Consider the following 20,425-nt stretch of genomic DNA (forward strand, 5'->3'; position numbering starts at 1 on the left):
TGCTGCAATCCATGTCGGTCAATGTCCGCCTCCTGGGCATCGCCGTCTTCTTCAACCTCCTTGGCCGGGGCGCCTTCATGGCGTCCTCGGCGCTGTACTTCACCAAGTTCGCGGGCGTGACGCCCGGCCAGCTCGGTCTGGGGCTCGCGATCGCGGGCGCCGCAGGGCTGGTCTCCGGCGTCCCGTTCGGGCACCTCGCCGACCGCCGTGGCCAGCGTGACGTGGCCGCCGTGCTCCTGATCCTCAGCTCGCTGGCCGGTGTGTTCTTCCTGGTGGTCGACGGGTTCGTCCAGTTCACCGCGGTCGCCGTCGTGTTCACGTTCATCGAGCGGGGCGCCTACGCGGCGCGGCAGGCGGTGCTCGCCACTCTCACCGCCGGTGAGGACGCGACCCTGGCGAGGGCCCAGATCCGCACGATCGGCAACATGGGCGTCGCGATCGGCAGCGGTATCGCGGGCCTGGCGATCTGGGTCGGCACCGAACCGGCCTACATGGGCGTGATCGGCTTCAACGCCGCGTCGTATCTCATCTGCGGCCTCACCCTCTTCGCGCTGCCCCGCATCGCCGTCGTCCCCGTGCAGCCCGGCGTCGCCAGGCTGCCGGTCCTGCGGGACCGCCGGTACACGGCCGCCACCCTGGTGAACATGATCATGGTGATCCACTTCGCCATGCTCGACATCGGGTTCCCGCTGTGGATCGTGCACCACACCGACGCCCCGAACTGGATGGCCGCGGCGCTGATCCTCTTCAACACCGTGGGCTGCGTGCTGTTCCAGGTGTCCGCGTCGCGCAGGATCGGATCGCTCGAATCGGCGCGGCGGTCGTGGCGGCTGGCCGGTTTCCTGTTCCTCGGCACCTGCATCCTCACCGGCCTGACGGGCGGCCTTTCCGCAGTCGGCGCCAGCGTCCTCCTGCTCGTCGCGGCAGGGCTCCATCTCTATGGAGAGATCATCCAGTCGGCAGCGGGCTGGGTGATCAGCTTCGACCTCGCTCCGCCCGAACAGAACGGCCAGTACCAGGGGCTCTTCACCACGGGATTCGCGTTCTCCCAGATGGTCGCCCCCTTCGTCATATCGACCCTGGTCATCGAGAACGGAACGGTCGGCTGGATCTGTCTCGGCGCGACCTTCGCGCTCGCCGGGGTCGCGATGACCCCGGTGCTGCGCATCGCCGACGGAGCGCCATCGGCCACCCCTCAGCAGAAGGAGACAGCCCGCTCGTGAGTACTCGGCCCCCGGTGGCGGTCGTCGCCACCATCAGCTCCGACGCCCACACCTGGAACCTGGTCTATCTGCAGCTCGTTCTCGAAGAGCGCGGGTGGCAGGTGATCAATCTCGGCTCCTGCACGCCGGTCGACCTCGTGGTCGAGTCCGTCGTCGGTTCGGATGCCGACCTCCTCGTGGTCAGCACCGTCAACGGGCACGGCCTGCTGGAGGTTCCCGCCCTGCTCGACGCCGTCCTCCAGGTGCCGGAGCGGGTCCGCCCGCCGGTCGTCCTCGGCGGCAAGCTGAATACCCAGGGTGAGATCAGCGGCGGCGAAGTGCAGCGCCTGCGCGACATGGGCTTCGCCGACGTGTTCGTCAGAGAGACGGCCGTCGACGCGTTCTGCTCGTACCTGTCCGGCTTCTCCGTCGGTTCCACGGCGACCGCGGCCTAGGGTCGGCGATCGGTATGGCGCGGACGCCGCAGATGCCACAGACGCCGCACACGCCGCATACGCCGCAGACACAGACGTCCGGCTTCGGTGCCTACGTCGCCGAGGCGGCGCGCCGGGACGAGCTGGTGGTCCAGTCCCGCATGGGCTTCGCGAGCCCCGAAGCCATGCGGGCCGGTCTCGATGCGGTCAGGGACGCGGGGCCTCGCGTGGTCGGGACCATCACCCTGGACAGCTTCACGCGTACGGGGCAGTTCCTGCGGGCCGGTCGGGCCATCGCCACGGGGGAGTCGCTCAACGGCTACCCGCTCGTGTCGCACAGCGCGGCGAACAACTCCCTGCTGCTGCGCGGCTTGGACCTGGCCGCCTTCCCCGTCCAGGTCAGGCACGGGTCGCCCAGGCCCCAGGAGATCTTCCGCACCATGCTCAGGTTCGGGCTCACCGTGTCCGAGGGCGGCCCGGTCTCGTACTGCCTGCCCTACAGCAGGGTGCCGCTGCGGGAGTCCATCGACGCCTGGGCCGAGGGGTGCCGGATCCTCGCGGACGGCGGGGAGGATGCCGCGCACCTGGAGACCTTCGGCGGCTGCATGCTGGGACAGCTGTGTCCCCCGGGGCTGCTGGTCGCCCTCAGCGTCCTCGAATGCCTCTTCTTCGCCGAGCACGGCATCCGCAGCGTCTCCCTCAGCTATGCCCAGCAGACGAATCCGCAGCAGGACCGCGACGCGATCCTGGCGCTGCGCACCCTGGCCGGGAAACACCTCGGCGGCATCGACTGGCACGTGGTCCTCTACACCTTCATGGGCGTCTATCCGAAGTCCACGGACGGCGCCACCGCGCTCCTGCGGGGGAGCGCCGAGCTCGCCGCGACCTCCGGCTGTGAGCGGCTCATCGTCAAGACGACGGTCGAATCCCAGCGGATCCCCACCATCGCGGAGAACGTCGCAGCCCTGCGCATCGCCGCGGGCGCCGCCTACGGTGTCCCGCGCTCCCACCCACCGAGAAGCGAAGTCCTCCGCGAGGCCTCGGCCCTGATCGACGCCACGCTCTCCCTGAAGGCCACGGTGGGCGACTCCCTCCACGAGGCCTTCCGTCTCGGCATCCTCGACGTCCCCTACTGCCTCCACCAGGACAACAGGAACCGCACCCGGACCTCGATCGACAGCAACGGCTTCCTCCGGTGGGCGTCCAGCGGCGACATGCCCCTCCCCGTGCAGTCGGCACCCGACGAACCAGGAGGAGCCGCCGACCGCCTCCTCCAGATGCTCTCCTACAACCAGTACCGCTTCGACGCGCTCTAGGGCCTGTCTTCAAACTCCTGTCTGCTCCGCGACGCCTGACACGCGCTCTCGCCGCACCGGGTGAACACCCACGTACGTCCAGTACGAGGGCGTCCACCCGGCACGCCGAGAGCACGCACCAGACGCCGCGAAGCCGCCCTCCGGGCGACGACAGGAGTTTGAAGACAGGCCCTAGGCCCCTAGGCTCTGTCCTGGCGATCTTGGTGCGCTTCCCCGGGGCCTGGCGGCTGGCTCGGGGGACTGCTCCGCCGGTCTCATGGGCGGCGGGGCAGTGCGGGGGGTCAGAGCCCGCCGGTGTACAGCAGTCGGTTTGTGGTGGCGCTCCCGCCGATTCCGGTCAGGGCATCCATGGTGGCTTCTTCCTCGAGCCATTCGTTGATGTCTGCGATGGTGGCGTCGGGGTGAGCGGCGAGGTAGAGGGCGATGGTGCCGGTGACATGCGGGGCGCTCATGGCGGCGCCGGTCATGACGGTGCTGCCACCGCCCAGCTTGGCGGAGGTGATCTCAGCGCCCGGCGCGAAGATGGACACACACAGACCGGTGTAGCCCCCGGCAACCGTGTCGGCCTCGTCGTATCGGGAGGACGTCGCGACGGTGATGACACGTTCGGCGGAGGCGGGGGACTGGGTGCACGCGTTCGGCATATCGCTGAAGGCGGAGATCGCGGGCGTGATGCCCGCGTCGGAGAGTGCGGTGGCGGCTGTGTTGAGGGCCTCGCTCTTGCCCGCGTTGACGGAGATGTTGGCGGCGGCGGGCTTCTTGGCGTTGGCGGCGATCCAGTCGAGGCCGGCGATGACTCCTTCGACGGTGCCCGCACCGGTGCAGTTCAGGACGCGGACACTGACGAGGTTGGCCTTGCGGGCGACGCCGTAGGTCCTGCCCGCGACAGTCCCGGCTCCGTGGGTGCCCTCGCCGTTGCAATCGGCACCGTTCCGCCCGTCGCCGACGGTGTCGGTGCCCGCGGTGGCGCGGCCTTCGAACTCGTCGTGGCCGAAGTCGATGCCGGTGCCGACCATGTAGGCGGTGACACCCGCCCCGTCGCCCTTGACGGTGAACTGGCCGTCGCCGGTGCCGGTGGACTTGTCCCAGTCCCGCTGGTCGATCCGGTCAAGGCCCCAACTGGAGGCCGCCTCCGTGGTGGATCGGGTGGCCGCGCTCACGGACCGCGGGGCGCTCACGACGCCGTCCTCCTCGACGGCCGTCACGCCGGGCAGCGCGCGCACCCGTGCCAGCTGGGTGGCGTCGAGGCGGGCGTAGAAGCCGTTGAGGGCGGTGCGGTAGGTGTGCAGCGGCTCGACGCCGCGGACCTCGGCGGCCGTCGCGGCCGGGTGCACGCCCTTGTCGAGGGTGACGATGTACCGGCCGGGCAGGGCCTCGGCAGCCCTGTGCAGCGGTGCCGGAGCCGCCCGGCCGGACGGCTCGTCGGCTGCCGCGCCGTGTGCGGCGGCCAGGGGTACGAGCAGGACGAGGGCGGCGGACACACAACGCGCGGACAGTCGCACGGGGACTCCGTTCTGTCGGGACCGTCTGCGGGTCGTTCTGCCCTGGATATGACGGTCTCCCGTTCTATCGTCCGTTGGCGCACGGTCCTTGAACGACCGGCGGGCGGTGACGCGCTCGCGATCTGGGCAGTGCCCTGGCGATCAGTTGAGTCGTTGATAGGGCTGTGGGGCATAGGGGTGATCTGACGGATGCTCAGTGGGGGCGGCTTGAGCCGCTTCTGCCGGTGGGCAACGGGAGTTGTGGGCGATGGCGGGATCACCGGCAGGTGGTGAACGGGGTGCCGTACCGGATCCGTACCGGTGTGCAGTGGCGTGACCTCCCGGAACGGTACGGCCCGTGGAAGACGGTTCATGAGCGGCATCGCCGCTGGTCGGCGGACGGAACGTGGGAGCGGCTGCTCCAGCGGGTCCAGGCCGTGGCGGATGCGGCCGGGGACATGGACTGGGACGTGTCGGTGGACTCCACCTCCGTGCGCGCCCACCAGCACGCGGCGGGTGCCCGGCACGCACCGCCGCCCCTCCAAAGGGGGGCTCCGCAGCGGCGGTCAGGAGCGTTCGGATCCGGGCGGAACTGGTCGCCCTGCTGGCGGAGGGGGTGCGGGAGGTGAGGCGCTCGGCCGCTCGCGCGGCGGCTTCACGACCAAGGTCCACCTGAGCGCGGACGGCCGCTGCCGGGTTCTCTCGATCGTCCTGACACCCGGTCAGCGAGCCGACTGCACCCAGTTCGAGGCCGTCATGGAACGGATCCGGTTTCCCGACCCGCTCGTGCGATGCTGCTTCTTGCTGGCGGGACTTCACTTCCCGTACCGCTGCGGGGGCCGTCTCCAGGGCGTGCAGGGTACTGGCTGCCCGGTGCATCCCGGCGGCGTCCTGATGGGCCCGCACGGTGGTGGAGTCAACGCCGACCAGGGACAGGTCCACCGCTCCTTGGCCGACCACTTGGGCGAGCAGGGCGTGGAGCAGGGCGTGGAAGACCCCGGCGTCGCGCCACTGGCGGCAGCGGCCCGCGACGGTGCTTCAGGCGCCGAACTCGGCCGGCATCTCCCGCCACGGCCCGCCGGTCCGAAACCGCCAGAGCACTCCTTCGAACTGCTGCCGCAGCCGCCCCGGGTACGGGCCGTACCGGCCGATCGGCAGGTACGGACCGATGAACTCCCACTCTGCGTCCGTGAGTTGTGCGCGTGTCACGCGGCGCAGCCTCTCCCTGTCCGCTGCGTGCGGGATGCGGCAGGGCGGTCGCGGTTGCCGCATCCCGTGTCGGGGTCAGCTGGGCAGGGTGATGGTGGCTGTGCTGGTGTGGAAGTTGGAGACGCGGGTGTACTGCTGGGTGTTGCGCCCCTCCTGCGAGTCCTCCACGGAGGAGGGGCTGTTCCACCAGTAGCCGCCCGTCTTCTCCGTGTTGCTCGTGAACAGGAAAGCCTCGTAGTCGCCGCCCGGTTCCACCCCGGTGAAGACCTTCTCGAAGCACCAGTAGCCAGAGGGAGCCCTCGTTGCCCTGAACTGCGCGTCGCCCACCATGCGGCCGTGACGCCCCGCCGTGCGCAGGCCGAAGTCGACCTTGAGGCTGGGCACGTACCAGCCGCCGTAGTTCTCCCGGTACCACCATCCAAGGCGCGAGCAGTACTGGGCCCATGCCTCGAAGGTGACGATCAGCCCCAGCTTGCCGTTGTTCATCGTGGCCGGGGTCAGGGAGAACTGGTGCTCCAGCCGGGACCAGTCCCGGGTGCCGTAGGCGGTCAGGAGCTTCCCGCTCACCTTGGTGCCCCGTTTCGCCACGTCCTCCAGGGCCGGCGGCTTGGGCGGGGTCGGCGGCTTGGGCGGCACGTAGCGGTCAACGCCCCGGTGGACCAGCAGCAGGACCTGCCGCTCGTCACCGTCGGGGCCGTCGGTGAACGGCAGCAGGGCCGGGGAGTTGCTGGAGTCATGCCCCTTCAGTGTCACCGGCTCGGACCATCCGGTCTCCGGGGTCCAGGTGCCGTGGCACAGCTTGTTGTCCCGGGAGGGGAAGACGGCGTGGAGTGTGCCGTCGTGAGAGGCCAGGGCGGCGCCACGGCGCGAGAGGTAGGGGCTCGGCCCGCCGTCCTGGCCCTTCGGGCCGGCATCCGCCGCATCGGTCCAGGCGGTGCCGTCGAAGACGGCGTGCCGCAGCGGTCCGTGCGTCACCTCGTGTGCTTCGTTGCCGTAGCTGGCGGCGTATTTGTACCCGGGCTCGGCACGGAAGACGAGGTGGAGCTGACCACCGTGCACGGACAGGGCTACGTTGCCCGGCCAGCCGTACGCCTTCAGGGCCGCGTTGGCGGCCTTGTCGTCGGCCAGCCTGCTGCCCCGCAGGGGAGTGGCGATCTTGTTGCCGTCGGCCCCCGTGACGGGCGCCCATGCACCGTCGGCACCGCGGACCAGGTGCTGGATGTGTGTGCTGCCGGGGTTGACGTAGACCAGGTGCACGGCCCCGTTGAACACCGCCACGCCCGGCGCGAGCGGCATGCCCTTGGCCTCAAAGATCACTGTGGGCGGAGTCCACACCACATAGTCGCCGCTCGTGTCCAGCGACGACTCCCACAGCAAGGTCGCCCAGATATCCCCGCCGGGGAAAATGATGGCTTTGGTGAAGACCATGCGCAGGGTGCCATTGTCGTTGACGAGTGTCGGCGTCTCGATGCTTTCGATGCGACGGCTGGAGGAGTCAGGGGAACTGAGCTGGATCGCTTTCGCCGCCTCGACGGCTTTCCCGTACCGCTCCTTCTGCTCGTCGGTGGCATCCTCGGGCGGCCGCAGCCTGGCCTCCTTCAACACGGCGTGCTGCTCGGGGGAGAAATCCCAGACCATCTGCATGTCGGGGTGCCACTTGCGTGCCGCGTCCAGAGCCCCGGCCGCCGCCGTGACGGCTTCCTGCTGCCGCTCCTTCTCCTCGTCGCCGGCACCCTCGGGCAGAGCCGCCCTGGCCTCCTCCAGTGCCGTGACGAAGGGCAGCGTGGCGGCAGGAGTGAACCAAGTCCACATCACCGGGAGCCGCTTGCGCTGCCCCTGCCGCGCGCCGCGGTGCACGCAGCACAGCGTCCCGTCCACCTCGGCCAGCGCGGGTGCGGCGACGCTCAGGTGTTCGGCGAACGCCGTCCCCTCGCCCCACCCCCGGTCCGCCGTGTAGACCGCCCGCCACAGATTCTGGTCGTCTTCCTGCTGCTCAACCTCGTCCGCCACGTACCCCTCCCAGTGCCATGCCGTGCCCACACCCCAGACGATGCTCAGGTCCGCCCGGAAGGATCACGATCCCAACGAATGCCACGGAAGGTAGTGACCGTGTGACTTTACGTGGAGGGTGGTTGATCGTTCCGTCCGGATTCCACGCATGCATGACCGAAACTCACCGCCCCGCAACACCACGCACAGTCCAGCCGACTACACGGACCCTCACCCCACAGCCAGGCACTCACTGATCGCGACCCAGTACACGCCCTAGGGGCCCTAGCCGGAGCGGCGGCGTCCGCGCAGGGCCTCGCGGAGATGCTCGGCGGCGTCCGCGATCTGCTGCTGCCGGACCTGCAGCTTGTCCGCCACCCTCGACGCGACCTTCCGCCACTTGAACCACGGCGGCAGCTCGCGGAACGGCACGAACGTCAGCGTGTCGTCGACGGCGGTCTCGGCGAAGCCGCGGTGGCCCTCCGCGCGCAGCGCCGCGTACAGCTCCGGGGTCAGCCCGCCGTTGAGCCGCGCCGCATGGCCCGCCGCGGTGTACGCGAACCCCCGCTGGCCGCGGTCCGCCGACCGCATCGCCTTGAGTATCCGCGGCGAGGCCTGGGCCAGCGTGCAGTTGAAGGCGAGCCCGATCGCCGCCGTCCCGATCCGCGGCTCCCCGCGTTCGTACGCGGCGTCCCAGTCGGCCGGGTCGTCGATGCGCAGCAGGCCCTCGCCGCTCTCCCAGTTCCACGTGGACGTCATGACGGACGCCGCTCAGGGAGTGCGCAGGGCGTGCAGGACGTCGACGCGGTTCGTGGTGATCGAGTCGACGCCCGCCTCGATCAGGCGGCGCATCGAGCGGCGGGTGTCCGGGGTCCAGGCCGAGACGAGCAGGCCCTGGCGGTGCACGTGGACCGCGAGGTCGTGGTCGACCAGCGGGAAGCGGTAGTTGAGCCAGCGCGGCTTCACCGCGTCCAGCAGCACGGGGCGGGGCGGGGCCAGGGTCGTCCAGGTCAGCGCGATCTCCGCGGCCGGATCCGCTTCGCGCACGGCGAGCATCGTCCGTCCGCCCGCGCAGTAGTACACCCGCTCCGCCGCGCCGCACTCCGCGACGACCCCGACGACCGCGCGCACGTCCTCGTACGTGGCGCCCGGCAGGTCGAGCATGAGCCGGTGCCCCTCGGTGGCCGCGATCGCCGCCGCGAGCGTGGGGACGCCGCCCTCGGTGAGACCTTCGACCTCGGCGGACGACACGGCGGCGAGCGGCCGTTCGTACCCCCACAGGCGTTCGAGCGTCGGATCGTGCAGCAGGACGGGCACGCCGTCGCTGCTCAGTCGGACGTCGATCTCCACCGCGTCCGCGCCCCGTTCGAACGCGGAGCGCAGGGACGGGATGGTGTTCTCGCGGACGCGGTAGGGATCGCCTCGGTGGGCCACTGCAGTCACGGTGCGCATGGGCCCATTGTGGTCACGGGACAGGGCTTACGGGGCGAGCCACGTCTCCGTGTACGTGTCGATCTCGGCGGCGATCCGCTCCTTGCCCGCCGGGTCCAGGAAGGACGCCTCGACGGCGTTCTTCGCGAGGGCCGCGATGCCGCGCTCGTCGAGGTCGAGGAGCCGGGCCGCGACGGCGTACTCGTTGTTGAGGTCCGTGCCGAACATGGGCGGGTCGTCGGAGTTGATGGTGACGGTCACCCCGGCCGCCACGAACTGCTTGACCGGGTGCTCGTCCAGGGTGCGGACCGCGCGGGTCGCGATGTTCGAGGTCGGGCAGACCTCCAGCGGAATGCCGTTCTCGGCGAGGTGGGCGAGGAGCTTGGGGTCCTGTGCGGAGGTCGTGCCGTGGCCGATGCGCTCGGCGCCGAGGTGGATGAGGGCGTCCCAGACGGTTTCGGGGCCCGTCGTCTCGCCCGCGTGCGGGACCGAGTGCAGGCCCGCCGCGATCGCCCGGTCGAAGTACGGCTTGAACTGCGGGCGCGGCACGCCGATCTCGGGCCCGCCGAGCCCGAAGGAGACCAGGCCCTCGGGGCGCAGGCTGTCGGTGGTCGCGAGCCGCAGCGTCTCCTCGGCCGACTCGAGCCCGGCCTCGCCGGGGATGTCGAAGCACCAGCGCAGTACGGTGCCGAACTCCTTCTCGGCGGCCTTGCGGGCGTCCTCGATGGCGTCCATGAAGGCGCGGTCCTCGATGCCGCGGCGCACGGAGGAGAACGGGGTGATGGTCAGCTCGGCGTAGCGCACGTTCTGCCGCGCCATGTCGCGGGCCACCTCGTAGGTGAGCAGGCGTACGTCGTCCGGGGTGCGGATCAGGTCCACGACGGACAGATAGACCTTGATGAAGTGCGCGAAGTCCGTGAACGTGAAGTAGTCGGCGAGCGCCTCGGGGTCGGTCGGCACCGCGGAGTCGGGGTGCCTGGCGGCCAGCTCGGAGACGATGCGGGGGGAGGCCGAGCCGACGTGGTGCACGTGCAGTTCCGCCTTGGGCAGTCCGGCGATGAAGGCGTGCGTGTCTCTGTCGGTCGTGGCTGCGGTCTGCTGCTCGGTCACGGTTTCCTCCCCAGGAACGGGTTTGATCGGCTGATCGATGGGTCGGGATCATCGTAGGCGGCGGTCGGCGCGGGCAAAGCGGGGGCCGTAGCATGACGGAACGTACGAAAGAGGTGACCCGTCATGTCCGCGAAGTCCGACGACGACGCCGTGCCCGGCGCGGGCGGCGCGGGGGCGCCGGAAGAGCGCGATCCGTGGGCGCCGCCCGCCGAGGATGCGGTGCCGCGGCCGGGGAGTGCGCCCGGGGCCGGGTACGGGTCCGGTGCCATGCCCGGGCCGGTGTCCGGGCCGCCTTCGGTGCACGACCAGTGGACGGTCACGTCGATGCCGGGGGCGGGGCAGGGGCCTGTGCCGTCGCCGCCCGCGCATCCGCACCCGCACCCGCAGGCCGGTGTCGGCAACCCCTTCGCGGCGCCCGGAGAGCCGGTGCCGCCGCCTCCGATCTCGCCGGACGGGCCTGGTCAGGTGCCATACGGGCCGGGTCCGGCGCCGTACGGACAAGGGCAGGTGCCGTACGGACAGGGCCAGGTGCCCTACGGCTATCCGGGCAACGGCTCGCAGGGTTATCCGGGATACCCCGGTCACCCGGGCCACCCGGGGTACCAGGGCGGGCCCGGATACGGCTGGCCCGGCATGCCGATGGCGCCCGCGAACGGCATGGGCGTGACCGCGCTCGTCCTCGGGATCATCGCCGCCGTCGGCTTCTGCATCTGGCCGCTGGCGATCGTCCTCGGCATCCTCGCGGTGATCTTCGGCGCGGTGGGGCGCGGCAAGGCCCGGCGGGGCGAGGCGACCAACGGTGGGCAGGCCCTCGCCGGGGTCATCTGCGGCACGGTCGGACTCGTCCTGAGCGTGGTGCTGCTGGTGCTCCTCATCGTGCTGCCGGACGATGCCACGGACGTGGGTGCGCCGCCGGGCGACCCGGGCCATTCGGCCACGTCGGACGTGACGTCCAAGGCGTAGGGGCCTCGCGCCGTCCCGCGCGGCGCGGACTCAACCCCCGTACGTCGCCTCGGACTCGTCGAGCACGGCGGCGAAGTCCGCGGCCAGCCGGGCCGCGTCCGCCACTTCCAGCGCGGACGTGGTGATGCGCACCGCGGTGGGCGTGGCGATGCGGAACCGCGCCCCCGCGGCCACCCACCACCCCCGCGAGCGCAGCCCGTTGACGACCGCGGACTCGTCCCGCACGGGTACCCAGACGTTCAACCCGCTCGCGCCCCGCGCCGCGATGCCGTGCCGCGCGAGCTCCCGGACGAGTGCTTCGCGCCGCTCCGCATACGCACGCTCGGCCCGGCCCACCACCTCGCGGGCCGCGGGGTCGGTCATCGTCCGCTCGACCGTCTCCTGCAGTACGTGACTGACCCACCCCGAGGTGAGCAGCATCCGCCCCTCGTGTCTGGCCAGCGTGGTGGCGTCGCATGCGAGGGCCGCCCACCGCAGGTCGACGCTCAGGTGCTTGGAGACGGTCCGCACCTGCGCCCAGCGGGGGAGTCCGCCGGTCGCCAGTGAGTGCGGGGCCGCCCCCGCCACCTCCGCGTTGTGGTCGTCCTCGACGACGAGCACGTCCGGATGGCCGCCGAGGACGTCGAGCAGCGCCTCCCGCCGCGCCGCCGTGAAGCGGCCGCCCACCGGGTTCTGCCCCCGCGGGCTGCACACCAGGGCCCTCGCGCCCGCCCGCAGCGCGCCCCGAAGGGCCTCCGGCCTGATGCCCTCGTCGTCCACGGCGACCGGCGCCATGCGGAGCCCCAACGCCGGTACGAGGTCGAGGAGATGGTGGAAGCCCGGGTCCTCCACGGCCACCGTGTCGCCCGGCTTCAGCTCCACCGAGAGCAGCCGGGCCAGGCAGTCCAGCGCTCCGTGCGCGAAGGTCACCCGGCCGTCCGGCACCCCGTCCCGCGCGAACCACTCCCGTGCCACGTCCTCAAGACCCGCGAGGCGCGGCGCCGCACGGTGCGAGCCGCTCACCGGCGCCACCCGGGCAGGTGGCATCAGGACCGGCAGCAGAGCCGAATCGGGGTGTCCGCCCGCCAGGTCGTGCACCCCCTGCGGCGCCCTGGGCGGCCTGCGGGTGCCGACCGCCGGTGCCTGCGCCACGACCGTGCCGCCCCGGCCGCGGGTCACCACGATCCCGCGCTGCCGCAGTTCCTTGTAGGCCGTCGCCACCGTGCCCGCGCTGACCCCCAGCTCGTCGGCGAGCCTGCGCACCGGAGGCAGCGGGGCGCCCGGCGCCAACCCGCCGTCGGCCACCGCCCGTTCGACCGACGCGGTGATGCCCTTGGCGGTCGAGCCACTGATCACATATTGTGCTGCCACGTAATCAATTATGTACCGGTACAAAAATGCGAGTCAAGCCGACGCCGGAAGTCCAGGGGGACGGGTGAGCCTCAGCCGTAAGCGGTCCGCACTGTACGCACGCATACCAGGGGGTGCCGACGGCCGCCGCATGCTCTGGATCGCCCTGATCAACAAGGCGGGGACCGGTCTCTGGATGGGGGCGGCCGCCCTCTACTTCACCCTGGTCACCGGGCTGTCCGTCGCCGAGGTCGGCGTGCTCCTGGGTGTCTCCGGTGCCGTCGGCATCGCGGGCGCGCCGCTCGCGGGCCACCTCGCCGACCGCTTCCCGGTCACCCGCATCATCATCGGCGCCCAACTCCAGCAGGCCGTCGCGCTGTTGGCGCTGCTCACGACGGACAACTTCGCGCTGCTCGTGCTCTACTCGGCCGTCAACAGCCTCGCCGACCGCGGCGCCAACGTCCTCACCAAGCTGTACGCCGCCCGCATCGCGGGTCCGGACCGCACCACGTACCAGGCCGTGCAGCGCACCGTCTCCAACGCGGGCTGGGCACTCGGCGGTCTCGCCGGTGCGCTCGCGCTCGCCGTCGGCACCACCCACGCCTACCAGGCGCTGCTCATCGGCAACGTGGTCAGCTTCGCCGTCGCCGCGGCCCTCACCCTGCGCTGCGCCGAACCGCCCTCACCGTCCCGGCTGGTCACCGACTCCACGGAATCCGCACCGGCGCCCACGACCCCGCCGTCCAACCCCTGGCGCGACCGCTCCTACCTGCTCTTCACGTTGACCGAGACGGCCCTCTTCCTCGACGACGCGGTGCTCCAGGTCGGCATCCCGCTCTGGATCGTCCACGCCACCGACGCCCCGCACGGCCTCGCGCCGCTCCTGATGGTGCTCAACTGCGTGCTGGTCGTCTGCTGCCAGGTCCCGCTGTCCCGGTTCGGCAGCACTCCGGACAAGGCCCGCGGACTCCTCGTCCCCCTCGCGGGCTGCTTCGTCGTCGGCTGCGCCGCCCTCACCGCCTCCACGCTCGGCTCCACCTGGCTTGCCGCCGCCGCCCTCACGGTCGCGGCCGTCGCCCTCACCTTCGCGGAGATACTCCACGCCATCGCCTCCTGGGAGCTCTCCATCGCGCTCGCCCCCGACGATGCCCAAGGTGCCTACCTCGGGGTGCACGGCCTGTCCTCGTCGGCCCAGCGCAGTGGCGGACCGCTCCTGGTCACCGCCGTGATCGCGGCGGGACCACTGGCCTGGCCGGCCCTCGGCGCGGGCGTGATCGTGACGGTGGCGGCGCAGAGCCGTCTCGTACGGAAGCGGCTGATCCGGCAGGGCCCCGCGGCAGGCCACGCCGTGGCAGGCGCCCCCGTCCCCGCCCCCGCGGAGAGCGACGCCGCGACGCCGCGGACCACCTGAGGCGCTCACCGGTCAGATGCGGGACCGCGCCTCCATCAGCGCGAAGCCGAGGAGATTGGGCCCCCGCCACTCCGTGGGGTCGTCCGCCCGGGGGTCGTCGGCCGCCAGGCCGATGCCCCAGATGCGGTCGAGGGGGCTCGCCTCGACCAGGACCCGGCTCCCCGTGCCCAGGAGGAAGTCGCGCAGGGCGGGGTCGGAGGCGAACTTGTGGCGACTGCCGTCGACCACGGTGCCGAAGCGCTCGCGGGTCCATATCGCGTCGTCGAAGTCCCGCACGAGCCGTCCCGCGTTCTTCGCCTCCGCGGGCGTCCGGGCCGCCAGGACCGCCCGCTCCGCGTCCGCGTCGTCGAAGAGGCGGGCCTTCGCGGCCATCATCCAGTGCTCCGCCGTCGCGTACTCCACACCGTCCACCGTGAAGGGCGACGGCCACCACTGGCTCAGGCAGCTCGGGCCGAGCGTGCCGTCCGGCCGCGGGGTGTGGCCCCAGAAACGCAGGTACTTGATCTTTTCGCCCGCGCGCACCGCGTCGACCAGCGCCTCCACCGAGTCGATCTTCGTCATGCACGCGAGTCTGGCACGCACCACTGACATTCCGTCCTGGGTTTTCCAGGACGACTCGACACCTGGTCGACAGATTCCGTCGCGTAACCAAAAGGCAACAACGGAATCACTTGTTGGACTACCACTGCTCTGTCAGGATCGGCACTCAAATCGATCCGGAGCTACGCCGACCCCCGCGGGACGGGGCGGGCGGCGGAGGAGAGCGTCATGCACAACTTCCAGGCGCAGGACCACTTCGCGGACGGTGCTCAGTACATCGCCGGGCGGCTGACCAAGGGAACGTCGGGCCACTCCCACACGGTCGTCGACCCCGCCTCGGGCGATGACGTCTACAGCTACGAGCTGGCCGGAAGCGACGACGTCGACGCCGCCGTCGCCGCGGCCGCCGAGGCGTTCCCCGGCTGGGCGGGCGCCACCCCGGGCGAGCGCTCCGACGCCCTGCACCGCTTCGCGGGCGTCCTGGCGGACCGTGCCGAGGAGTTCGCGCAGGCCGAGTCGTTGCAGTGCGGCAAGCCGATCAAGCTGAGCCGGGAGTTCGACGTCCCCGGGACCGTCGACAACGCCGCCTTCTTCGCGGGCGCGGCCCGGCACCTCCAGGGCCAGTCGGCCGGTGAGTACACCGGTGACCACACCTCGTACGTACGACGTGAGCCCATCGGCGTCGTCGGGTCGATCGCCCCCTGGAACTACCCCCTCCAGATGGCCGCCTGGAAGGTCCTGCCGGCCATCGCCGCAGGCAACACGATCGTCCTCAAGCCCGCCGAGCTCACCCCCTTCACCTCGCTCCTCTTCGCACAGGCCGCCACCGAGGCGGGCATCCCCGACGGCGTCGTCAACATCGTCACGGGGGCGGGCAAGGACGCCGGTGAGCACCTCGTCGGCCACCCCGACGTCGCCATGACGTCCTTCACCGGGTCGACCGGCGTCGGCAAGCGCGTCGCCGAGATCGCGACCGCCAGCGTCAAGCGCCTGCACCTGGAGCTCGGCGGCAAGGCGCCCTTCGTCGTGTTCGACGACGCCGACCTCGACGCCGCCGTGCACGGCGCCGTCGCCGGGGCGCTCATCAACACCGGGCAGGACTGCACGGCCGCCACGCGCGCGTACGTCCAGCGTCCGCTCTACGAAGCCTTCGTGCAGGGCGTCGCCGACCTCATGGACAGCGTGCGGCTCGGCGACCCGTTCGACCCGAGCACCGACCTGGGGCCGCTCATCTCGCACGCGCACCGCGACCGTGTCGCCGGGTTCGTCGACCGGGCCCGTTCCTACGCGCGCGTGGTCACCGGCGGCGAGGCGCTCCAGCACCCCGGCGCGTACTACAAGCCCACCCTCATCGCCGACGCCGCGCAGGACAGCGAGATCGTGCAGTCCGAGATCTTCGGACCCGTGCTCGTCGTCCTGCCCTTCGACAGCGACGACGAGGGCATCCGGCTCGCCAACGACACCCCCTACGGCCTCGCCGCCTCCGCCTGGAGCCGCGACGTGTTCCGCGCCAACCGCGCGACCCGCGAGATCAAGGCGGGCTGTGTGTGGGTCAACGACCACATCCCGATCCTCAGCGAGATGCCGCACGGCGGCTACAAGGCGTCCGGCTACGGAAAGGACATGTCCGCGTACTCCTTCGAGGAGTACACACAGGTGAAGCACGTCATGTTCGACAACACGGCGGAGGTCCGCAAGGACTGGCACCGCACGATCTTCGGGGACCGGTAGTCACGTAGCCACGTCGTCACAGGCCGCACGACCGGCGGCCGCCTTCCTCCCGAAAGGGCAACCACGCGTATGGAGCAGTACGAGCCCGAACCCCTCTCCCCGGCCCGACTGGCCGCCATGCACCGCAGCTTCAGGAACGGCAGGGCCGCACTGACCCGGCGTTCGGTACTGCGCACCGCCACGGGCGGCGCGCTCGCCGTCGGCGGTCTCGGGGCGCTCAGCGCCTGCGGGATCCCCGCGGCGGGCAAGAGCCAGGGCGAGGTCTCGTCCGAGGACCACTCGGCCGGTGAGAAGCGGATCAGCTTCTCCAACTGGACCGAGTACATGGACGTCGACGAGAAGGACGCGAACCGGCGGCCCACCCTGGACGCGTTCACCAAGCGCACCGGGATCCAGGTCAAGTACACCGAGGACATCAACGACAACGTCGAGTTCTTCGGCAAGATCCAGCCGCAGCTCGCGGCGGGACAGGAGACCGGACGCGACCTCATCTGCGTCACGGACTGGCTGGCGGCCCGGCTCATCCGCTTCGGCTGGGTCCAGAGACTGGACCCGGCCAACCTGCCGCACGCGTACGCCCGTCTCTCCGCCCAGTTCCGCACCCCCGACTGGGACCCGGGCCGCTCCTACTCGTATCCCTGGACGGGCATCTCCACCGTCATCGCGTACAACAAGAAGGCGACCGGCGGCAAGGAGATCACCTCGGTCTCGCAACTGCTCGACGACCCGAAACTGAAGGGGCGCGTCGGGTTCCTGTCCGAGATGCGCGACACCGTCGGCATGACGCTCATCGACATGGGCAAGGACCCCGCGGACTTCACCGACGACGACTTCGACGCGGCCATCGCCCGCCTCCAGAAGGCCGTCGACAAGAAGCAGATCCGGCGCTTCACCGGCAACGACTACACGTCCGACCTCGCCAAGGGCGACATCGCGGCCTGCCTCGGCTGGGCCGGTGACATCGTGCAGTTGCAGGCCGACAGCCCCGACGTCGGCTTCCACATCCCCGACCAGGGCTACATCACGTCCACGGACAACCTGCTGGTCCCGAACAAGGCGCGGCACAAGAAGAACGCCGAACGGCTCATCGACTACTACTACGAGCCGGAGCCCGCGGCCCGCCTCGCCGCGTACATCAACTACGTCTGCCCGGTCGACGGGGTACGCGACGCGCTGGCGGAGATCGACAAGGACGCGGCGTCGAATCCGCTGATCATCCCCGACAAGGAGATGAAGGAGAAGTCCCGCGCGTTCCGGTCGCTCACGCCGAAGGAAGAGACCGCGTACGAAGAGAAGTTCGCACGCCTCACCGGGGCCTAGTCCCTCTCGTCATCCCCCTCGACTTCCCCTGGACCCACCATGACCTCTGCTCAAGAAGCTGGCGGCGATGTCCGTCTCGCCGGGATCAGCAAGACCTACGGCTCCTTCACCGCCGTGCGGCCGCTCGACCTCACCGTGCCGCAGGGCTCCTTCTTCGCCCTGCTCGGGGCGTCCGGCTGCGGCAAGACCACCACGCTCCGCATGATCGCGGGCCTGGAGGAACCCAGCTCGGGGACGGTGCACCTCGGCGACCAGGACGTCACCGACCTGCCGCCGTACAAGCGGCCCGTGAACACCGTCTTCCAGTCGTACGCGCTCTTCCCGCACCTGGACATCTTCGAGAACGTCGCCTTCGGACTGCGCCGCCGCGGCATCAAGTCCGTGAAGAACCAGGTCGGCGAGATGCTCGACCTGGTGCAGCTCGGCGAGCACATCCGCAAGAAGCCGCACCAGCTCTCCGGCGGCCAGCAGCAGCGCGTCGCCGTCGCGCGCGCCCTCATCAACCACCCCAAGGTGCTGCTGCTCGACGAGCCGCTCGGCGCCCTCGACCTGAAGCTGCGCCGCCAGATGCAGCTGGAGCTCAAGCGCATCCAGACCGAGGTCGGCATCACCTTCGTGCACGTCACGCACGACCAGGAGGAGGCCATGACCATGGCCGACACCGTGGCCGTGATGAACGGCGGCCGCGTCGAGCAGCTCGGCGCCCCCGCCGACCTGTACGAGAACCCGCGCACCACGTTCGTCGCCAACTTCCTCGGCACGTCCAACTTCATCGAGGCGGACATCCAGGAGGGCGCCGCGCGCAGCGGCGACGAGCTCGTCCTCAAGGCGGGCGACTGCAAGCTGACGCTGCCCACCGCCCGATGTACCGGCCCCACCGGCACCGGCAGCAAGATCCTCGTCGGTGTGCGCCCGGAGAAGATCTCCCTCACCCACGCCGACGACGCGGGCCAGATCCCCGAGGGCCGCAACCGCATCACCGGACGCATCGCCGACAGCAGTTTCATCGGCGTATCGACGCAGTACGTCGTCCGCAGCCCGGTCTGCCCGTCCTTCGAGGTGTACGCGCAGAACATCGAGCGCGACGGCCGCCTCGTCCCCGGCGCCGACGTCGTCCTGCACTGGAACCCCGCGCACACCTTCGGCCTCGATGCCTCCCAGGATGTCGCGGCGGGCGTCGAGAAGGTCGAGGAGGACGCCTCCGCATGACGACCGTGACCGACGCACCACCACCCGCGTCCCCGAAGCCGCCGTCCGCCGCCGAGGACGCGCCCCCGCGCAAGCCCCGCAAACGAGGGCGGCTCGTCCCCTACTGGCTGCTGCTCCCCGGCATCCTCTGGCTCGTCGTCTTCTTCGCGCTGCCGCTCGTCTACCAGGCGTCGACCTCCGTACAGACCGGCTCCCTCGAAGAGGGCTTCAAGGTCACCTGGCACTTCGCCACCTACTGGGACGCGCTCGCCGACTACTGGCCGCAGTTCCTGCGCTCGGTGCTCTACGCGGGCGCCGCCACGGTCCTGTGCCTGCTGCTCGGCTATCCGCTCGCCTACCTCATCGCGTTCCGCGCGGGCCGCTGGCGCAACGTCATCCTGGTCCTGGTCATCGCGCCGTTCTTCACCAGCTTCCTGATCCGTACGCTGGCGTGGAAGACGATCCTCGCCGACGGGGGGCCCGTGGTGGGCGCCCTCAACTCCCTGCACGTCCTGGACGTCACCAGCTGGCTGGGCGTCACGGACGGCGACCGGGTCCTGGCCACGCCCCTCGCGGTGATCTGCGGACTCACCTACAACTTCCTGCCGTTCATGATCCTGCCGCTCTACACCTCGCTGGAGCGCATCGACGGGCGGCTGCACGAGGCCGCGGGCGACCTCTACGCCAGGCCGTCCACCACGTTCCGCAAGGTGACCTTCCCGCTCTCCATGCCGGGCGTCGTCTCCGGAACGCTGCTCACCTTCATTCCGGCGGCCGGTGACTACGTCAACGCGGACCTGCTCGGATCCACCGACACCCGCATGGTCGGAAACGTCATCCAGACGCAGTTCCTGCGCATTCTGGATTACCCGACGGCCGCGGCACTCTCCTTCATCCTCATGGCCGCCATCCTCTTCATGGTGACCTTCTACATCCGCAAGTCGGGGACGGAGGATCTCGTCTGATGGCTGCCTTCTTCCGCTGGCTCCGGCGCAATGTCGTCGTCATAGCGGGCCTGCTGACGCTCGCCTACCTGCTCCTGCCGAACGTCGTCGTCACGGTCTTCTCCTTCAACAAACCGAAGGGCCGCTTCAATTACTCGTGGCAGGAATTCTCGCTCGACGCGTGGAAGGATCCGTGCGGTGTCGCCGACATGTGCGGTTCCCTCTCGCTGAGCCTGCAGATCGCCACCTGGGCGACGATCGGCGCGACCGTGCTCGGCACGATGATCGCCTTCGCGCTCGTGCGCTACCGCTTCCGCGCGCGGGGCGCCATCAACTCGCTGATCTTCCTGCCGATGGCGATGCCCGAGGTCGTCATGGCCGCGTCGCTGCTCACGCTCTTCCTGAACATGGGCGCGCAGCTCGGCTTCTGGACGGTCCTGATCGCCCACATCATGTTCTGCCTCAGCTTCGTGGTGACCGCAGTCAAGGCGCGCGTCATGTCGATGGACCCGCGCCTGGAACAGGCGGCGCAGGACCTCTACGCCGGTCCTGTGCAGACGTTCCTGCGGGTGACCCTGCCGATCGCCGCACCCGGCATCGCGGCGGGCGCGCTGCTCGCTTTCGCGCTCTCCTTCGACGATTTCATCATCACGAATTTCAACGCGGGCTCGACTGTGACCTTCCCCATGTTCGTCTGGGGATCCGCACAGCGGGGCACGCCCGTTCAGATCAATGTGATCGGCACGGCGATGTTCCTCGTCGCCGTCCTTCTCGTACTCTCCGGAATGCTCATCGGAAAGCGCCGCAACAAGCAGGCGTGACAGCGC

18 protein-coding genes and 1 pseudogene are annotated in these 20,425 nt (G+C 70.5%); 11 read left to right on the top strand and 8 right to left on the bottom strand.

Annotation, left to right across the window (positions count from 1 at the left end):
* Positions 1 to 11: 11 nt before the first annotated feature.
* Genes ABZV77_RS18220 through ABZV77_RS18230 form a run of 3 tightly spaced genes read left to right on the top strand, consistent with a single transcriptional unit; the run spans position 12 to position 2,952 of the window.
* Positions 12 to 1,223, top strand: coding sequence for an MFS transporter (locus ABZV77_RS18220; RefSeq protein WP_356257347.1), 1,212 nt, complete (start codon positions 12 to 14; stop codon positions 1,221 to 1,223).
* Positions 1,220 to 1,657 carry a cobalamin-dependent protein gene (locus ABZV77_RS18225; protein WP_356257350.1) on the top strand — a complete coding sequence of 146 codons (438 nt, stop codon included), beginning with the start codon at positions 1,220 to 1,222 and terminating at the stop codon, positions 1,655 to 1,657. The genes ABZV77_RS18220 and ABZV77_RS18225 overlap by 4 nt, the downstream gene beginning before the upstream one ends.
* A 32-nt stretch (positions 1,658 to 1,689) precedes the next feature.
* Positions 1,690 to 2,952 (top strand): methylaspartate mutase, encoded by a 1,263-nt coding sequence (locus ABZV77_RS18230; protein ID WP_356257353.1) that lies wholly within the window; start codon positions 1,690 to 1,692, stop codon positions 2,950 to 2,952.
* A 281-nt stretch (positions 2,953 to 3,233) separates the two neighbouring features.
* On the opposite strand, the gene ABZV77_RS18235 is transcribed toward ABZV77_RS18230, so the two are convergent.
* The gene (locus ABZV77_RS18235) at positions 3,234 to 4,454 is read right to left on the bottom strand and encodes a S8 family peptidase (RefSeq protein ID WP_356257356.1); all 1,221 of its coding nucleotides are present in this window, start codon (positions 4,452 to 4,454) and stop codon (positions 3,234 to 3,236) included.
* Between the two features lie 164 nt (positions 4,455 to 4,618).
* Here ABZV77_RS18235 and ABZV77_RS18240 point away from each other — a divergent pair.
* Positions 4,619 to 5,210, top strand: a pseudogene (locus tag ABZV77_RS18240) (IS5 family transposase); the annotation flags it as partial.
* 261 nt (positions 5,211 to 5,471) lie between these two features.
* Here the strand turns inward: ABZV77_RS18240 and ABZV77_RS18245 are convergent.
* The 5 genes from ABZV77_RS18245 to ABZV77_RS18265 all read right to left on the bottom strand — a co-directional run bounded on the left by ABZV77_RS18245 (position 5,472) and on the right by ABZV77_RS18265 (position 10,172).
* Positions 5,472 to 5,642 (bottom strand): transposase, encoded by a 171-nt coding sequence (locus ABZV77_RS18245; RefSeq protein ID WP_356257359.1) that lies wholly within the window; start codon positions 5,640 to 5,642, stop codon positions 5,472 to 5,474.
* Positions 5,643 to 5,717: 75 nt separating this feature from the next.
* Positions 5,718 to 7,652 (bottom strand): hypothetical protein, encoded by a 1,935-nt coding sequence (locus ABZV77_RS18250; RefSeq protein WP_356257362.1) that lies wholly within the window; start codon positions 7,650 to 7,652, stop codon positions 5,718 to 5,720.
* Positions 7,653 to 7,916: 264 nt separating this feature from the next.
* On the bottom strand, positions 7,917 to 8,390 hold the full coding sequence (locus ABZV77_RS18255; RefSeq protein ID WP_356257365.1) for a hypothetical protein: 474 nt from the start codon (positions 8,388 to 8,390) through the stop codon (positions 7,917 to 7,919).
* A gap of 12 nt (positions 8,391 to 8,402) precedes the next feature.
* Complete coding sequence (locus ABZV77_RS18260) at positions 8,403 to 9,083, bottom strand: glycerophosphodiester phosphodiesterase (protein WP_356257368.1); 681 nt, start codon at positions 9,081 to 9,083, stop codon at positions 8,403 to 8,405.
* A 27-nt stretch (positions 9,084 to 9,110) separates the two neighbouring features.
* A complete protein-coding gene (locus tag ABZV77_RS18265) occupies positions 9,111 to 10,172 on the bottom strand; it encodes an adenosine deaminase (RefSeq protein WP_356257371.1) in 1,062 nt (353 codons plus the stop codon).
* 123 nt (positions 10,173 to 10,295) lie between these two features.
* Between ABZV77_RS18265 and ABZV77_RS18270 the strand changes: the two genes are divergently transcribed.
* Complete coding sequence (locus tag ABZV77_RS18270; protein WP_356257374.1) at positions 10,296 to 11,135, top strand: DUF4190 domain-containing protein; 840 nt, start codon at positions 10,296 to 10,298, stop codon at positions 11,133 to 11,135.
* A gap of 30 nt (positions 11,136 to 11,165) precedes the next feature.
* Here ABZV77_RS18270 and ABZV77_RS18275 read toward each other — a convergent pair whose 3' ends face one another.
* Complete coding sequence (locus ABZV77_RS18275; protein WP_356257377.1) at positions 11,166 to 12,485, bottom strand: aminotransferase class I/II-fold pyridoxal phosphate-dependent enzyme; 1,320 nt, start codon at positions 12,483 to 12,485, stop codon at positions 11,166 to 11,168.
* A 64-nt stretch (positions 12,486 to 12,549) separates the two neighbouring features.
* Here ABZV77_RS18275 and ABZV77_RS18280 point away from each other — a divergent pair, with 64 nt between their 5' ends.
* Positions 12,550 to 13,875, top strand: a complete 1,326-nt coding sequence (locus tag ABZV77_RS18280; RefSeq protein ID WP_356257380.1) for an MFS transporter — start codon at positions 12,550 to 12,552, stop codon at positions 13,873 to 13,875.
* 12 nt (positions 13,876 to 13,887) lie between these two features.
* Here ABZV77_RS18280 and ABZV77_RS18285 read toward each other — a convergent pair whose 3' ends face one another.
* The gene (locus tag ABZV77_RS18285) at positions 13,888 to 14,466 is read right to left on the bottom strand and encodes an NADAR family protein (protein ID WP_356257383.1); all 579 of its coding nucleotides are present in this window, start codon (positions 14,464 to 14,466) and stop codon (positions 13,888 to 13,890) included.
* 177 nt (positions 14,467 to 14,643) lie between these two features.
* Here ABZV77_RS18285 and ABZV77_RS18290 point away from each other — a divergent pair, with 177 nt between their 5' ends.
* From ABZV77_RS18290 to ABZV77_RS18310, 5 genes are all read left to right on the top strand, one after another.
* Complete coding sequence (locus ABZV77_RS18290; RefSeq protein ID WP_356257386.1) at positions 14,644 to 16,146, top strand: gamma-aminobutyraldehyde dehydrogenase; 1,503 nt, start codon at positions 14,644 to 14,646, stop codon at positions 16,144 to 16,146.
* A gap of 69 nt (positions 16,147 to 16,215) precedes the next feature.
* Positions 16,216 to 17,466 carry a spermidine/putrescine ABC transporter substrate-binding protein gene (locus ABZV77_RS18295; RefSeq protein ID WP_356257389.1) on the top strand — a complete coding sequence of 417 codons (1,251 nt, stop codon included), beginning with the start codon at positions 16,216 to 16,218 and terminating at the stop codon, positions 17,464 to 17,466.
* Between the two features lie 39 nt (positions 17,467 to 17,505).
* Positions 17,506 to 18,675: an ABC transporter ATP-binding protein gene (locus tag ABZV77_RS18300; RefSeq protein WP_356257392.1), complete on the top strand. Its 1,170-nt coding sequence runs from the start codon at positions 17,506 to 17,508 to the stop codon at positions 18,673 to 18,675.
* The gene (locus tag ABZV77_RS18305) at positions 18,672 to 19,619 is read left to right on the top strand and encodes an ABC transporter permease (protein WP_356257395.1); all 948 of its coding nucleotides are present in this window, start codon (positions 18,672 to 18,674) and stop codon (positions 19,617 to 19,619) included. Before ABZV77_RS18300 ends, ABZV77_RS18305 begins: the two co-directional genes overlap by 4 nt.
* Positions 19,619 to 20,419: an ABC transporter permease gene (locus ABZV77_RS18310; protein WP_356257397.1), complete on the top strand. Its 801-nt coding sequence runs from the start codon at positions 19,619 to 19,621 to the stop codon at positions 20,417 to 20,419. The genes ABZV77_RS18305 and ABZV77_RS18310 overlap by 1 nt, the downstream gene beginning before the upstream one ends.
* Positions 20,420 to 20,425 lie beyond the last annotated feature (6 nt).

This window comes from Streptomyces sp. NPDC004732 (genome assembly GCF_040609235.1).
Taxonomy (GTDB): Bacteria; Actinomycetota; Actinomycetes; order Streptomycetales; family Streptomycetaceae; genus Streptomyces.